Origin of the sequence: Pseudomonas sp. KBS0710 (genome assembly GCF_005938045.2) — a bacterium.
GTDB lineage: Bacteria > Pseudomonadota > Gammaproteobacteria > Pseudomonadales > Pseudomonadaceae > Aquipseudomonas.
In genome coordinates this window covers 2,332,543-2,346,634 of the sequence record NZ_VCCF02000001.1, presented here as the reverse complement: position 1 = coordinate 2,346,634, position 14,092 = coordinate 2,332,543, and the positions used below count along the sequence as shown (strand labels likewise).

General features: G+C 60.0%; 15 protein-coding genes. 8 read left to right on the top strand and 7 right to left on the bottom strand.

Translation table 11 applies throughout. From position 1 onward, the window contains the following. The first annotated feature begins 88 nt into the window (after nt 1-88). Nucleotides 89-448, top strand: coding sequence for a hypothetical protein (locus tag FFI16_RS10790; RefSeq protein WP_138815272.1), 360 nt, complete (start codon nt 89-91; stop codon nt 446-448). A 28-nt stretch (nt 449-476) separates the two neighbouring features. Here FFI16_RS10790 and FFI16_RS10785 read toward each other — a convergent pair whose 3' ends face one another. The 3 genes from FFI16_RS10785 to FFI16_RS10775 all read right to left on the bottom strand — a co-directional run bounded on the left by FFI16_RS10785 (nt 477) and on the right by FFI16_RS10775 (nt 3,077). Then, entirely contained in the window at nt 477-1,286 is an 810-nt protein-coding gene (locus FFI16_RS10785; protein WP_138815271.1) for an alpha/beta fold hydrolase, read from the bottom strand. A gap of 79 nt (nt 1,287-1,365) precedes the next feature. Further along, nucleotides 1,366-2,268 (bottom strand): LysR family transcriptional regulator, encoded by a 903-nt coding sequence (locus FFI16_RS10780; RefSeq protein ID WP_138815270.1) that lies wholly within the window; start codon nt 2,266-2,268, stop codon nt 1,366-1,368. A 44-nt stretch (nt 2,269-2,312) separates the two neighbouring features. Next, on the bottom strand, nt 2,313-3,077 hold the full coding sequence (locus FFI16_RS10775) for a nucleotidyltransferase domain-containing protein (protein ID WP_138815269.1): 765 nt from the start codon (nt 3,075-3,077) through the stop codon (nt 2,313-2,315). A 200-nt stretch (nt 3,078-3,277) separates the two neighbouring features. On the opposite strand from FFI16_RS10775, the gene FFI16_RS10770 reads away from it, so the two are divergent. The 3 genes from FFI16_RS10770 to FFI16_RS10760 all read left to right on the top strand — a co-directional run bounded on the left by FFI16_RS10770 (nt 3,278) and on the right by FFI16_RS10760 (nt 5,631). Next, nucleotides 3,278-3,790, top strand: a complete 513-nt coding sequence (locus FFI16_RS10770) for a GNAT family N-acetyltransferase (RefSeq protein WP_138815268.1) — start codon at nt 3,278-3,280, stop codon at nt 3,788-3,790. Nucleotides 3,791-3,916: 126 nt separating this feature from the next. Beyond that, on the top strand, nt 3,917-4,342 hold the full coding sequence (locus FFI16_RS10765; protein ID WP_138815267.1) for a DUF2231 domain-containing protein: 426 nt from the start codon (nt 3,917-3,919) through the stop codon (nt 4,340-4,342). Then, nucleotides 4,339-5,631, top strand: coding sequence for a sorbosone dehydrogenase family protein (locus FFI16_RS10760; protein WP_138815266.1), 1,293 nt, complete (start codon nt 4,339-4,341; stop codon nt 5,629-5,631). The genes FFI16_RS10765 and FFI16_RS10760 overlap by 4 nt, the downstream gene beginning before the upstream one ends. Nucleotides 5,632-5,690: 59 nt before the next feature. On the opposite strand, the gene FFI16_RS10755 is transcribed toward FFI16_RS10760, so the two are convergent. Together FFI16_RS10755 and FFI16_RS10750 are read right to left on the bottom strand one after the other, a co-directional pair. Next, on the bottom strand, nt 5,691-7,094 hold the full coding sequence (locus FFI16_RS10755) for an MFS transporter (protein WP_138815265.1): 1,404 nt from the start codon (nt 7,092-7,094) through the stop codon (nt 5,691-5,693). A 143-nt stretch (nt 7,095-7,237) separates the two neighbouring features. Next, nucleotides 7,238-7,768 (bottom strand): GNAT family N-acetyltransferase, encoded by a 531-nt coding sequence (locus FFI16_RS10750; protein ID WP_138815264.1) that lies wholly within the window; start codon nt 7,766-7,768, stop codon nt 7,238-7,240. Nucleotides 7,769-7,921: 153 nt separating this feature from the next. Between FFI16_RS10750 and proP the strand changes: the two genes are divergently transcribed. Both proP and FFI16_RS10740 read left to right on the top strand, forming a co-directional pair. Further along, a complete protein-coding gene (proP, locus tag FFI16_RS10745; RefSeq protein WP_138815263.1) occupies nt 7,922-9,424 on the top strand; it encodes a glycine betaine/L-proline transporter ProP in 1,503 nt (500 codons plus the stop codon). A gap of 52 nt (nt 9,425-9,476) precedes the next feature. Further along, on the top strand, nt 9,477-9,983 hold the full coding sequence (locus FFI16_RS10740; protein WP_138815262.1) for a GAF domain-containing protein: 507 nt from the start codon (nt 9,477-9,479) through the stop codon (nt 9,981-9,983). Here FFI16_RS10740 and FFI16_RS10735 read toward each other — a convergent pair. Continuing rightward, on the bottom strand, nt 9,958-10,875 hold the full coding sequence (locus tag FFI16_RS10735; protein WP_138815261.1) for an AraC family transcriptional regulator: 918 nt from the start codon (nt 10,873-10,875) through the stop codon (nt 9,958-9,960). The genes FFI16_RS10740 and FFI16_RS10735 overlap by 26 nt on opposite strands. A gap of 166 nt (nt 10,876-11,041) precedes the next feature. Between FFI16_RS10735 and FFI16_RS10730 the strand changes: the two genes are divergently transcribed. Further along, nucleotides 11,042-12,064: an alpha/beta hydrolase gene (locus FFI16_RS10730; RefSeq protein WP_138815260.1), complete on the top strand. Its 1,023-nt coding sequence runs from the start codon at nt 11,042-11,044 to the stop codon at nt 12,062-12,064. Continuing rightward, the gene (locus FFI16_RS10725; RefSeq protein ID WP_138815259.1) at nt 12,064-13,251 is read left to right on the top strand and encodes an MFS transporter; all 1,188 of its coding nucleotides are present in this window, start codon (nt 12,064-12,066) and stop codon (nt 13,249-13,251) included. Before FFI16_RS10730 ends, FFI16_RS10725 begins: the two co-directional genes overlap by 1 nt. Here FFI16_RS10725 and FFI16_RS10720 read toward each other — a convergent pair. Next, the gene (locus FFI16_RS10720; RefSeq protein ID WP_138815258.1) at nt 13,244-14,065 is read right to left on the bottom strand and encodes a helix-turn-helix domain-containing protein; all 822 of its coding nucleotides are present in this window, start codon (nt 14,063-14,065) and stop codon (nt 13,244-13,246) included. The two genes, FFI16_RS10725 and FFI16_RS10720, sit on opposite strands and share 8 nt — an antisense overlap. Between the last annotated feature and the right edge of the window lie 27 nt (nt 14,066-14,092).

Genomic DNA, 14,092 nt, shown 5'->3' with positions numbered 1-14,092 from the left:
CACGCAAGCATTCTATCCTGAGTGCGAAAAGATCGTGTGCGAGTGAAACCAAATCACCCCCTCACTTCCAAACTCAGGAGTTAAAAAAATGAAACTCGCCAAACATACTGCGCCTGCCCTGCTGATACTGTACCCATTGGCAACGCTGAATATGGCATACGCCAACGAGTGCGATGAAGCGTGGAAGCAAAACAATAGTGCCCGACCAACTTGCGATCTCAATACAACAGCCTCGCTCAGGGTATTGCCGCCACCTGACCCACAGTTCCAGCATCAACCAGTGTGCGAACTCCCTCTCTCATGCTTCGCGCCGGGCACTCACCCCTACGATCCCAGCAAAACCACTACAAGAGAGATACAGAATAAAACTAATAGCACTACTCGCTGGATGCTCGATGAAGTTAAAAATCTTAAAAACTGTGATGGCATAATAAAGCTAACGTGCTGAAGACCTGCATGTGACATTGCACTTCCCCCTACAGAACGCAGAGACGGCTCCGGTGAAATTTCGCGATCTGTTGCCACATCGCAACCGGGTTGGAATACATCGGGAAGTGTCCGCACCGGGCAATGGGCGCCAGGCGCACACCGTGGGCCTGGATATGGGGCAGGTACGACAGTGAGGCGTTCTGCTCGCCATACATGAACATCTTCGGGCATGGCAGGCCGAGAAACTTGCCCATCAGGTCGGCGTGGTCAGACAGCTCGACCATCGACTGGAAGATCCCGCGTACCGCACCGGCGCGCACTTTGTGGCGCAGGCTCGCCGCATACAGCGCACTGGCATACGCCGGTGCGTGGCGGGCGCGTTCGATGAATGCACTGAAAAACGCCTCGGGATCCTCTGCCGGGAAGTCGACGATTTGCCGGCTCAGGAAGCAGTCTTCGGGGGCGATATTGCCTTCAATGTCGATAAAGCTCAGCACGCGATCCGGAAAACGGTGCGCCAGCATCAGTGCGGTCAGCCCACCCATGGAGTGGCCGACCAAATGGAAGCGCTGAATATCGAAATGCTCCAGTACCTGCAAGGCCGTCTCCAGCAGCAAGGGAATACTGATTTTCGACAGATTGTCGCACTGGCTTTCACCGCAACCGGGCGCGTCGTAGGCGACAAAGGCGCGCCCGTCAAAGGCCGGGTGCAGGACAATATCGGCGTAGTCTTCCTTGGTCGAACCAAACCCGTGCAGGAACAGGATGGGCGCGCCCTCACCGCTACGGTGCAGGGCAGCGATGTTCAGCGCAACGCCGTCTACCGTCAGCGGTACGCAGGTGTGAACGAACGACATGGTGCAGTTTCCTTGGACAAACAGCCCGCCAATTTCCGGGGTTTTCCGCTGCGTGTAAATGACCGATAGCGGAACACATTCATACGCCAATCGTATGAGCCTGAAACTGCGCGACCAACTCGGTCACCAGCGGGTTGGGCCGCTCACTGTTCCAGGCCACGGCGGTGGTGACCACATTGAGCTTTTGCGTGAGTGCGCGCAGCACCACATTGTCCGGCGCCAGCTTCTTCAACGACGCCGGCACCAGCGCGATGCCCTGGCCACAGCTGACAAAGGCAATTTGCGAAGCCACCGAGCGCACTTCATGCAGTACCCGCGGTGAAAACCCGTTGGCGCGGCAGGTGGCAATCAGGTTGTCGAAATACACCGGGCTGACCTTGCGTGAAAACATCACCAGCGGCTCGCTGGCCAGGCTCGACAGGCTGATGCGCGTGCGCGCCGCCAGCGAATGATCGCTGGGCAGGGCCACCATCAGGCGATCCTCGCGCAACGGCAACGACTGGATCGCCGGGCCCAGGTCGCCGTCCAGTCGCGCAAAGGCCAGGTCGATGTCGCCAGCCTCCAGCGCCGGTACGGCTTCGACACTGTCAATCTCGCGCACCGACACGGTGAGGTGCGGGTATTGCTGCTTGAGCTGGTTGATCAGGCCCGGCAGCACATCAAACATCGCCGTGGAAATCGCGCCGATGGTAAGCATGCCCGACTGCCCCGCCACCGCTTCCTCCACCGCCAGCTCCAGGCGCTCCAACTGCTCGGCGAACTTGCGCACCGCCGGCAGGATAGCCGCGCCCACTGGCGTGAGCTTGGCACCGCGCCGCGAGCGCTCGAACAGCGTGACCTTGAGCGCCTGTTCCAACACCTGGATCTGCTCGCTCAAGGGCGGCTGCGACATGCCCAGGCGCTTGGCGGCGCGGCCGAAGTTCTGTTCTTCGGCGACGGCCAGGAACAGCCAGAGGTGGCGAATCAAACGGAAATTGATCATAGGTTCAGCGTATGTAAAGTGAGGTTGAACGCCAATATACCTATCTATGCCTGCTGTGAAACCATCCAGTCGATAAAGGCGCGCAATCGCGTGGTAAAAGGCTCGCAATCGGCACTCGGGTTGCGCGCCTCAAACAGAAAGTACGCGATCTGGATGCGCATCGTCGGCTCGTGCTGGATAAATGCTGCAACGTGTTCTTCGAGCGTGTGTGGCCAGCTTGCTGCGTTGTCGGCGCGCAAGGTGTTAGTGGCTCGAATCAGCTTGCGCGCCGCCTCGCGTTGCAGGCGAAGGCGTTCGGATGCAGTGCCAGCGTGGTCAATACGGGTGAGATAGCCACTCAATACCTGCTCAAAGTCACCATTCAACGCCAGGGCGATTGCGCGCGAAGGCGGGAAGCGTGCAAAACGCAGCGAAAGATCCTCGCCCCACACACAACGGCAATGATGCTTGAGCCAGAAGCCCCACTTATTTGCGTTCTCGGGCGCCAGTACTTCAGCGCGGTGGCCGATATCGAAGTCAATTTTGGTGACCTCCGGGTGACGTTGCTCCAGCGCCTGGCGTAGCGTTTCCAGGTGTGCCAACACCTGTGCATCCGGCGGTTCGAGCAGAATCAGGCTAAGGTCCAAATCCGACTCACCTGGGCTTGCATCGCCCCTGGCGACACTGCCATACACGTATATGCCGCCCAGCCCGGACTGGGAGAGGCTGGCGCAGACATCCGCCAGCAGCGGCTCAAATTCGGGCTGGAAGGCGGCATCGTCCAGTGTCAACACACAGCCCTGGGCGTCCACGCCGGTTTGGGTAATCATGGGTGATGCACTTCAAACATTGGACTTTGGGCTTCCCTCAATGGGATCTTGCAGCCTGGAAATTGCAGGGTTCGCATGGACAGGGTTCCTTTTATCAGGCCCTGAAGCATGCCAGTTTTCAGGCCTCTGCATAATGAGAACCTATTCTGTAACAGTGAATGGGCACGCTGGTTTCGATAAATTACCGACAAGGGATGGTTATGATTCGCGATGCATTGCCCAAGGACGCCAAGCACATCGCCCACGTGCATGTGCGCAGTTGGCAACACGCCTATGTGGACCTGATGCCGGCGGATTTTCTAGCCGCGCTGACCGCGACACTGCCGCAGAAGGAGGCTCACTGGGCGCGTTCAATTGAAAGCCAAGAGACTGAAACTTTAGTCGCCGAAGTGGATGGCAACGTTATCGGCTGGTTGTCGCTGGGCCCTTGCCGTGATGGGGACACGCCCGAGGCCACAGCCGGAGAGGTCATGGCTATCTACGTGTTGGCCGACTATTGGGGCCACGGTATCGGCGCGCAATTGTGGCAGGCAGGTTTCCAGCGTTTGGTTGACCAGGGTTATAAACGCATTTCTTTATGGGTTTTAGCCGCAAACCAACGAGCCGTTCGTTTCTATACAAGCCTTGGCGGCACTGAAGAACCCGGCAGCCGTCGCACGCTGGTGCGCGGTGGCGTGACGCTGGAAGAGGTGCGCTATGTGTGGACCCGTTAAAGCCCGGTCAAACCCTGAAATAATATTTCGACACGAATTGCGCTGAACTATCCGCCAGGCTCTACGCTCCTTCCCTATGCGTTGCCCCGCCCCGGGGCGTTGGATAAAACAAGGAGCCGCGACCCCATGACCACCCTTCCCGCCTACCCGCTCGTCAGGCCTGGCCCGCTGCACTCGACCCTGTTGGCCGGCACCGTGCCGCTGTTTCTCGGTGCGTTGCTCAGTGACATCGCCTATGGCCAGACCTATCAGATCCAATGGGCCAATTTCGCCTCCTGGCTAATTGCCGGTGCCTTGGTGTTTTGTGGCTTTGCGCTATTGTTTGCTCTGGTCAATCTGGTGCGTGCCGAGCGTAAATCCGGGCGCCCCGCCGCGTACTTCCTGCTGTTACTGATCACCTGGGCACTCGGGTTGGTCAACGCGTTCCAGCATGCCAAGGACGCCTACGCCATGATGCCTGTGGGCCTGGTGCTGTCGGTGATCGTGACCGTCCTGGCGATCGTTGCCACCTGGATCGGCCTGACCAACCTGCGCTCGGGAGCTGCCAAATGAACCCACTCCATACACTGACCTTACTGAGCGCGGCCCTGTTGCTGAGCGCGTGTGGCGACGCCGGGGACAAGACCCAGGCACGCGGTCCCGATCCCAAACTGCCCGAGCAACAAAGCAGCCTGCTGCCGAGCATGAAGATTGCCGAGCCGACAGCCTGGGGCGAGCAAAAACCCACAGTGCCGCAAGGCTACAGCGTCACGGCCATCGCCACCGACCTGGCCATTCCACGCCAGACGCTGGTGCTGCCCAATGGCGATATTCTCGTTGCCGAAGGCCGTGGCGGCAGTGCGGCCAAACTCAAGCCCAAGGACGTGATCGCCAGCGTGATCAAGGCCCAGGGCAACACCAAGGTCAAGAGCGGTAACCGCATCACGTTACTGCGCGATACCGACGGTGACGGCAAATACGAGCTCAAGACCGTGTTTGCCGACAACCTCAACGCGCCCTATGGGCTGGCTTTCGCCGACGGCAAGCTGTACGTCGCCAACCAGGATGCGCTGGTGCGCTTCGACTATGCCGACGGCCAAACCAAAGCCAGCGGCCCGCCCACCAAAATCACCGACCTGCCGGCGCAGATCAACCATCACTGGACCAAATCCCTGGCCATCAGCGAAGACGGGCGCCAGCTCTATGTGGGCATCGGCTCCAACAGCAACATCACCGAACGCGGCATGGAAGTGGAGATCGACCGTGCCATGGTCTGGCAGATCGACGCTACCACCGGCGCGCACAAGCCCTACGCCACCGGCCTGCGCAACCCGACCGCGCTGACCATTCAGCCGGGCTCCGGGCAATTGTGGACGGTGGTCAATGAACGCGATGAACTCGGCCCCGACCTGGTGCCGGACTACCTGACCTCGGTGCGTGAAGGCGCCTTCTACGGCTGGCCCTACAGCTACTGGGGCCAGAATGTCGACCCGCGCGCGCAACCGCAGAACCCCATGAAAGTAGCGGCCGCGATCAAGCCGGATTACAGCCTGGGCTCCCACGTTGCCGCACTGGGTGTGGATTTTTCGATCCCGGCCATGGGCGAACAATTCGCCGACGGCGTATTTGTCGGCGAGCACGGCAGCTGGAACCGCGACAACCCGGTGGGTTACAAGGTGATCTTTGTGCCGTTCAGCAACGGCAAGCCGGCTGGCGAACCGATTGATTTCGCCACCGGCTTTCGCGGCGATGACGGCAAGACCCGTGGCCGCCCGGTGGGCGTGACGGTGGACCCGAAAGGGGCGCTGATCATTGCTGACGACCTGGCCAACACCGTTTGGCGGGTGACGCGCAATAAATAACCGCCGTTAAACCTTGTCACTGTGGCCAGGGAGCTTGCTCCCTGGCCACAGTGGACGGGTTACAGGTCTGTGATTTCCTTATGGCGCGGCACCAGCGCTTTCATCACGCTCCACGCCACCAGGTAGGCCAGGGCACAGATCGCAAACATGATCATGTAGCCGGTGTGAATGTCGTTGATGGACTTGTAGTAGTCGAACACCCAGCCACCGATCTTGGTCATCACCACACCACCCAGGCCGCCCGCCATGCCGCCGATGCCGACCACCGACGCCACGGTTTTTTGCGGGAACATATCCGACACGGTAGTGAAAATGTTGCACGACCACGCCTGGTGCGCCGAGGCGCCCACGCCGATCAGCAACACCGGCACCCAGAAGCTCAGGTAGCCGAACGGTTGCGCCAGCAGCACCACCAGTGGGAACAGTGCGATCACCAGCATGGCTTTCATGCGGCCGTCATACGGGGCATCACCCCGTGCCATAAAGTAGCTGGGGAACCAGCCGCCGCCGATACTGCCGACCATGGTCATGCTGTACAGCACGGCCAACGGCATCACGATATCCGCGCCTTTCATGTTGTATTGCGCCGACAGGTAAGTGGGCAGCCAGAACAGAAAGAACCACCACACGCCGTCGGTCATGAACTTGCCGAAGGCGAAGGCCCAGGTCTGGCGGTAGGTCAGCAGCTTGAACCACGAGACTTTTTTCGGCGTCGCCCCTACAGGCTCAGGCGCGAAAGGCTGTACGGTCTGGTCACTGCGGATGTAGGCCAGTTCTTCGGCGGACAAACGCTTTTGCTGCTCCGGTTTCTCATAGAGCATCGACCACACGGCCACCCACACAAAACCGAGCATGCCGATCACGATAAACGCGGCTTCCCAGCCCCACATCCCGGCAATCAGCGGTACGCAGATGGGTGCCAGGATCGCCCCCACGTTGGCGCCGGAGTTGAAAATACCGGTGGCCAGGGAGCGTTCTTTTTTCGGGAAGTATTCGGCGGTGGCCTTGATCGCGATGGGGAAGTTACCCGCCTCGCCAATCGCCAGCACCGCGCGGGAGAGCATAAAGCCCGCAATCGACACCGGGATCACCGCCAGGCCGATCGCGGCGCTGAGCGAGGCAATCCCCGCGCCCATCGGCACCGAGAACGCATGCATGATCGCGCCGGTGGACCAGATGGCGATGGCCACCACATAAGCAGCCTTGGTGCCGATCTTGTCGACAAACCGCCCGGCAAACAGCATGGAAATCGCATAAACGAACTGGAACACCGCAGCGATGTTGGCGTAGTCGGTGTTGCTCCAGCCAAATTGCGTCGACAGTTGCGGCGCCAAGAGGCTGAGCACCTGGCGGTCGAGGTAATTGACGGTGGTGGCAAAGAACAACATCGCGCAGATGGTCCAGCGATAGTTGCCGACGGCCTGGCCGACGCGGTGGGCGTTGATGGGCTCATTCAAATTCATGGCATCACTTTTTATTTTTGTTAGATAGGACATATGTAACGTCATATGTCGTCGTACAACTGCGACTTTTATAGCCGGGCGCCTTAGCGGTGTCAATCTGAAAGATTGCCGTTTATTCAGGTATTACACGGGCGTATAAACAATCAGCGCAAAGCAGTTGTAGGACGACGAATGCTAAACACCCGGCTAGGCGCCTTGCCCGGTACATCGTCGAGCAGGCCGAAGGGTTGCATGCCGAGCTTTTCCAGCACACGAATCGAAGCCGCGTGATCAGGTCGCACCAGGCCGAAAACCTCCGGCAAATGCAGTGTCTGGAAGGCCAGCGCCAGCGCATCCCGACCCAGCTCGGTGGCATAGCCCTGCCCCCACGCCTCCACGGCGAAGCGATAACCCAGGTTGATGCGCCGCTCGGTCAGGTAGTTAAGCGGCGCGATGCCGCCAAAGCCGATGAGGTGCTCGGGTTGCTCCTTACGGGCAATTGCCCACCAGCCATAACCCTGGGTGGCCCATTGCTCCAGCCAGTGGTCGAGCACACGCTGGGCGTGCTCCAGGCTGGCCATCGGCCCGGCAGGATTGAACAGATTTGTCTGCGGGTCACCGAAGATCGCGAACAATCGCTGCACATCATTAGCTTCGGGCTTGCGGTAGATCAGGCGTGAGGGGGCGTCAGGCATGCGCATAATTCCTTGTTGATGCCATGAAGTTCAACGCATCAGCAAAAAAACGCAAATAGTGGTGAATTATTTCATGTCGGCTTGTATCTGAACTGACAGAGCGGTGCCATCGCAACGATGGCACCTCCCCTGTTCAGTTTTAGAGTGCCCCGCATGAAATTACGTAAGAAAAGCGTCAAACCCATCGGTTTGAAAGACATCACCATCGTCGACGATACCAAGGTGCGCAAGGCGATCACCGCCGCCGCACTGGGTAACGCCATGGAGTGGTTCGACTTTGGTGTCTACGGGTTCGTCGCCTACGTGCTCGGCAAGGTGTTCTTCCCCGACGCCTCGCCCAGCGTACAAATGATCGCTGCCTTGGGTACCTTCTCCGTACCTTTCCTGATTCGCCCGCTGGGCGGCCTGTTCTTCGGCGCCCTGGGCGACAAATACGGGCGACAGAAAGTATTGGCCGCCACCATCGTGATCATGTCCCTGAGCACCTTCGCCATCGGCCTGATCCCCGGCTACGCCTCCATAGGCATCTGGGCGCCGATCCTGCTGCTGTTGTGCAAAATGGCCCAGGGCTTCTCGGTGGGTGGTGAGTACACCGGCGCCTCGATTTTTGTGGCCGAATACGCGCCGGACCGTAAACGCGGGTTCCTTGGCAGCTGGCTGGACTTCGGCTCCATTGCCGGTTTTGTGCTCGGTGCCGGCGTCGTGGTGCTGATCTCGACGATCCTCGGTGAGGCCGACTTCGAAGCCTGGGGCTGGCGCCTGCCGTTCTTCCTCGCCCTGCCCCTGGGCATCATCGGCCTGTACCTGCGTCACGCGCTGGAAGAAACCCCAGCCTTCCAGCAGCACATGGACAAGCTCGAACAAGGCGACCGCCAGGGCCTGACCCACGGCCCCAAAGTCTCGTTCAAGGAAGTCGCGACCCAGCACTGGCGCAGCCTGCTGACCTGCATCGGTATCGTCGCGGCCACCAACGTGACCTACTACATGCTGCTCACTTATATGCCCAGCTACCTGTCGCATAACCTGCACTACAAAGAAAACAGCGGTGTGCTGATCATCATCGCGATCATGGTCGGCATGCTGTTTGTGCAACCGTTCATTGGCTTTGTCAGCGACAAGATCGGCCGCAAACCCTTCATCATCGCCGGCAGCATAGGCCTGCTGTTCCTGTCCATTCCGGCGTTCATGCTGATCACCAGCGGCAAGATCGGCCTGATTTTCGCCGGCCTGCTGATCCTGGCGGTAGTCCTCAACTTCTTTATCGGCGTAATGGCTTCGACACTGCCGGCGATGTTCCCCACGCACCTGCGCTACAGCGCACTGGCCAGCGCCTTCAACGTCTCGGTATTGATCGCCGGTGTTACTCCTACCGCCGTGGCCTGGCTGGTGGAAAGCACCAACGACCTGTACATGCCCGCCTACTACCTGATGGTGTTTGCCGTGGTCGGCCTGATCACCGGCCTGACCATGAAGGAAACCGCCAACAAGCCACTGCGCGGCGCGGCGCCTGCGGCCTCGGACATGGCCGAAGCCAAGGAAATACTGCAAGAGCACCACGACAATATCGAGCAGAAGATCGAAGACATCGACACTCAGATTGCCGAACTCGAAGCCAAGCGCCAGAACCTGGTGCAGCAGCACCCACGCATCAACTGACTACTGACCTGGCATGGCGGCCTCTGCCGCCATGCCTTTGGAGTGCCTGAGCATGGTTCCAAGCGTCACCGCAGCACATTCGCTACTCAGCGCCGATGAGCGCGCTGCCATCGCCGAAATAGAAGCCACCACCAGCATCCTGCAACTGGTTACCCGCCTGACCGGCATGCGCTTTGCCGGCATCGCCAAGTTCACTGACCTTGAATGGATCGTCTGCTCGGTGCATGACACCGCCGACATGGGCATTCACGTCGACGACGTACTCGACCTCGAAACCACTTTGTGCAGCGAGTTCTGCGTCAACCCGCAAACCTTGTTCATCCCGCAGATCAGCCACAACGGCCGCTTCGCCGCGCGCCCGGTGGTCAAGCAGTTCGCCATCGAAAGCTACGCCGGTGCACCGATCTTCCTGCCCGATGGCCGCCTGTTCGGCGCATTGTGCGCACTGGATTCCCGGGCGATGCTGTTTGAAGACCCCAACCTGCCGGAAACCCTGAGCCTGTTTGCGCGGCTGATCGGCTGTATTTTTTTCGCTAACTTGAGCCCGCTTGATCAGTGAGCTTGCCGCGCAAGGCGGCCATATCGCGCTTGGGTGGCACACCGAACAGCCGGCTGTACTCGCGACTGAACTGTGACGGGCTTTCATAACCCACCTTGAACGCCGCACTGGACACGTCTTGATGTTCGTTGAGCATCAAGCGCCGCGCCTCATTCAAGCGCAGCCACTTCTGATACTGCAAAGGACTCATCGCCGTCAGGTTGCGAAAGTGATGGTGAAAGGTGGCTGCGCTCATCTGCACCCGCGCGGCCAATTCCTCCACCCGCAACGGCGCGGTGTAATTGAGCTTCAGCCAATCGATCGCCTTGGCGATCCGATAGCCCTGCCCGTCAACGGCGCAGATCCGGCGCAGGCGCCCGGCCTGGTCGGTCTTTAACAGCCGGTAGTGGATCTCACGCTGAATCAACGGCGCGAGTACCGGGATCGCCTCGGGCTCGTCCAGCAAAGCGACCAAGCGTGCAAACGCCGCCAGCATGCCTTCGGTGACCGTGCCGATTCCCACCCCTTTCATCACCGCCCGTTCCCGAGTGGGCGGCAACTCACTCTGGGCGATCAGCTCGGCGAGGATGCGCAGGTCCAGTTTGAAGGTCAGGCCCAGGCAGGGTCGAGTCGGGCTGGCAACCAGCACTTCGGAGTTGGCCGGAATATCCAGAGACGTCAGCAGAAACCGCGTCGGGTCATAGGGGTAGCCTTCACCGCCGACCCACAATTGTTTTTCACCCTGAACCACCAGCACCACACACGGCTCGACCATGCACACCACCGGCGCTGCCGGCTGCTCACGCCGATAGAAGCCCAGGCCCGGGACTGGCATGGGGTAGTCGCCGGGCGCCGCGACCTGCGCGTTGATCGCCTGGATCAAGGCGTCCAGGGGCAATTGATTAATCGTCATAAATGGCTCTTTTAACGCGTGACCGAACTGTATCGCGCACGGCAGGCAAGTGTCGCCCACTACGCACAAGACTCAGAGGATCAGGCAAGTAATCCACTGGAACGCACTACAGAACGCCGGCCCATGCCGGGAAAATGTGCAGACCGACCTTCTCTGGGATCACGCCATGAAAAGCCTTTTGCTCGCCCTGAGCGTGCTGCTGACGTCTTTTTCTTCATTGGGAGCCGATATGTCCAAGGGTGCTGACAACTTCTACAAAAGCGACAAAGTGACGGTGCAAAACGTCACCTTCAACAACCAATACGGCATGCCGGTCGCAGGCCATTTGTTCATGCCGAAAAACCTCGCCCCCAGCGCCAAAAACGCAGCCCTTGTGGTTGGCCACCCGATGGGTGCCGTCAAAGAGCAGAGCGCAGACCTCTACGCCACCAAAATGGCCGAACAAGGCTTCATCACCCTGTCTCTGGACTTGTCATTCTGGGGCGACAGCGCAGGCTCACCACGCAATGCGGTACTGCCCGACCTCTACGTCGAGGACTTCAGCGCCGCCGTGGATTTCCTCGGTACCCGCCCGCAGGTTGATCGCGAGCGCATCGGTGTAATCGGTATTTGCGGCAGTGGCAGCTTCGCCATCGCCGCCGCGAAGATCGACCCACGCTTCAAGGCAATCGCTACCGTGAGCATGTACGACATGGGTGCGGCCAACCGCAATGGCCTCAAACATAGCGTGACCCTGGCGCAACGTCAGCAACTGCTGCGCCAGGCCGCCAATCAGCGCTATGTGGAATTCCAGGGCGGCGAGACCGTCTACACCGGCGGCACGCCACACACCCTCACCGGCGATGCGGTGGGGGACGAGTTCTACGATTTCTACCGCACGGCGCGCGGCGAATTCACCCCCGTCGGCGGCTCGCCGCAAACCACCACGCGGCCGACTCTGACCAGTAACGTCAAGTTCCTGAACTTCTACCCCTTCAACGATATCGAGACGCTCTCCCCGCGCCCGCTGTTATTGATCGCCGGCGCCGACGCGCACTCACGGGAGTTCAGTGAAGACGCCTACCAACGCGCGGCCGAGCCCAAGGAACTGGTGATCATCCCCGGCGCAGGCCATGTCGATCTTTACGATCGGGTCGATCTGATCCCTTTCGACAGACTCGCCACCTTCTTCAAAGGCCAGTTGAAATAATGTCCGATAAATCACAGATGCATAGCTGGGCCGCAGTGTTTGCGATGTCGTTGGCGGCGTTCGCACTGGTGGCCTCCGAGTTCATGCCGGTAAGCCTGCTGACGCCGTTGGCCACCGACCTGCAGATTTCCGAAGGCCAGGCCGGCCAAGGCATCTCGGTGTCCGGTCTGTTCGCGCTGTTTACCAGCCTGGTCATCGCCGCCGTCGCTGCGCGGGTGGAGCGCAAGCGTCTGCTGTTGGCATTGATCGTCGTGATGATCCTGTCTGGAACCGTGGTGGCGCTGGCGCCGAATTACTTGACGTTCATGCTCGGTCGCGCGCTGATCGGCGTGGCCATTGGCGGCTTCTGGTCGCTGTCGGCGGCGACCGCCATGCGCCTGGTGCCCACGGCCCAAGTACCGCGCGCGCTGGCGATAGTGAATGGCGGCAACGCGCTGGCAACGGTGATCGCGGCGCCCTTGGGCAGCTTTCTTGGCGCACTGATCGGTTGGCGTGGCGCATTCTTCTGCGTCGTGCCGGTGGCGGTAGCGGCGGGCCTATGGCTGCTGTTCAGCTTGCCCGCGATCAAGGTGCAAGGCCAAGCCAAGACTGGCAACGTGCTGCGCTTGTTCAAACAGACACCTGTCGCCCTGGGCATGCTCGCCATCAGCGGCTTTTTCATGGGCCAGTTCATGCTATTCACTTACCTGCGTCCGTTTTTGGAAAGCGTCACCCGAGTCAGCACCTCCACACTCTCGTTGATGCTGTTGGTGCTCGGCCTGGCCGGGCTGGCGGGTACTGTGCTGATAGAGCGTGTGCTGAAAAACCGCCTGTACCCTGTGCTGATTGCCATTCCATTGATCATGGCGGTGATTGCCGTGGCCCTGGTGACCTTCGGCGGCTCGCCGATCACCACAGCCGTGTTGCTTGGCTGCTGGGGCTTCGTGGCGACCGCCGCGCCGGTGGGTTGGTGGACTTGGCTGGCACAGGTGTTGCCGGACGATGCCGAAGCCGGCGGTGGATTGATGGTGGCGATCATTCAATTGGCAATCACTGCCGGTGCCACTGTCGGTGGCCTGGCGTTCGACCACAGCGGTTATCAGGCGACCTTTGAACTCAGCGCAGCCACGCTGGGGCTTGCCGCGCTGCTGGCAGGCCTGGCTGCGCGGCACTCAGCGCCGGGGTTGATGGCCAGCCGCTCTACCTGAAAAACTGACTCGGCGTCTTGCCAAACTGCTTTTTGAACATGCTGGTAAAGGCGCTCGGGCTCTCGTAACCCAATTCGATCGCGACATCGATAATCTTCTGCCCCACCGCAATCCGCTCCAGCGCCAGCAGCAACCGCGCCTGCTGGCGCCATTGGCCGAAGGTCAGCCCGGTTTCCTTGCGAAACAGACGCTGGATGGTTTTCTGGTCCAGCTCAAGCCGCCCACTCCAATCCTCCACGGTCGACGCATCCCCAGGATCCTGCTGCAGCGCCAGACAAATCTGGTTGATACGCGGGTCGCCAGGTTGCGGCAACGACAGCGGCAACGCCGGTAGAATCGCCAGTTCATCGAGGATCAGGTGCATGATCCGCGCATCGCGTGAGTCCTCGGCATACGGCGGCTTCAAACTCACCGACGCCTTGATCAACTCACTCAGCAACGGTGAAACGCTCACCGCCTTGGTCTCGGTCGGCAGGTTCGGGAACGCATCGGGGCGTACAAACACACTGCGCATTTTCAGCGGGCCCACACAGCGCAGCGAATGGACTTGCCCGCAAGGCATCCAGAAGCCACGGTTGGACGGCACCGTCCATTGGCTCTGCGCCGAGTGCACCACCATCACGCCCTCGATGGCGTAGAGTAGTTGGTGCTTTTCGTGGCTATGCTCGGGGATCACCCAGTTTTCGGGGTAATCGGTGGCGGAACTGATCACAGCCCAGTCGCCTGCGTCGATTTCCTGCAAAAATTCATTCAGTGGTTTGATCATTTCGCCCTTTTTGCGACAGTTGCCTCCCGAATTTCGTGAGACAGGCATTGGCACCGAATTTAGCATAACCGCTGA

Coding starts and splice junctions, on each gene's coding strand:
- FFI16_RS10730 (WP_138815260.1), top strand. CDS start 11,042: ATGAAAAGCCTTTTGCTCGCCCTGAGCGTGCTGCTGACGTCTTTTTCT.
- FFI16_RS10790 (WP_138815272.1), top strand. CDS start 89: ATGAAACTCGCCAAACATACTGCGCCTGCCCTGCTGATACTGTACCCA.
- FFI16_RS10750 (WP_138815264.1), bottom strand. CDS start 7,768: ATGCCTGACGCCCCCTCACGCCTGATCTACCGCAAGCCCGAAGCTAAT.
- FFI16_RS10775 (WP_138815269.1), bottom strand. CDS start 3,077: ATGATTACCCAAACCGGCGTGGACGCCCAGGGCTGTGTGTTGACACTG.
- FFI16_RS10755 (WP_138815265.1), bottom strand. CDS start 7,094: ATGAATTTGAATGAGCCCATCAACGCCCACCGCGTCGGCCAGGCCGTC.
- FFI16_RS10725 (WP_138815259.1), top strand. CDS start 12,064: ATGTCCGATAAATCACAGATGCATAGCTGGGCCGCAGTGTTTGCGATG.
- FFI16_RS10765 (WP_138815267.1), top strand. CDS start 3,917: ATGACCACCCTTCCCGCCTACCCGCTCGTCAGGCCTGGCCCGCTGCAC.
- FFI16_RS10785 (WP_138815271.1), bottom strand. CDS start 1,286: ATGTCGTTCGTTCACACCTGCGTACCGCTGACGGTAGACGGCGTTGCG.
- FFI16_RS10780 (WP_138815270.1), bottom strand. CDS start 2,268: ATGATCAATTTCCGTTTGATTCGCCACCTCTGGCTGTTCCTGGCCGTC.
- FFI16_RS10720 (WP_138815258.1), bottom strand. CDS start 14,065: ATGCCTGTCTCACGAAATTCGGGAGGCAACTGTCGCAAAAAGGGCGAA.
- FFI16_RS10760 (WP_138815266.1), top strand. CDS start 4,339: ATGAACCCACTCCATACACTGACCTTACTGAGCGCGGCCCTGTTGCTG.
- FFI16_RS10740 (WP_138815262.1), top strand. CDS start 9,477: ATGGTTCCAAGCGTCACCGCAGCACATTCGCTACTCAGCGCCGATGAG.
- FFI16_RS10770 (WP_138815268.1), top strand. CDS start 3,278: ATGATTCGCGATGCATTGCCCAAGGACGCCAAGCACATCGCCCACGTG.
- proP (WP_138815263.1), top strand. CDS start 7,922: ATGAAATTACGTAAGAAAAGCGTCAAACCCATCGGTTTGAAAGACATC.
- FFI16_RS10735 (WP_138815261.1), bottom strand. CDS start 10,875: ATGACGATTAATCAATTGCCCCTGGACGCCTTGATCCAGGCGATCAAC.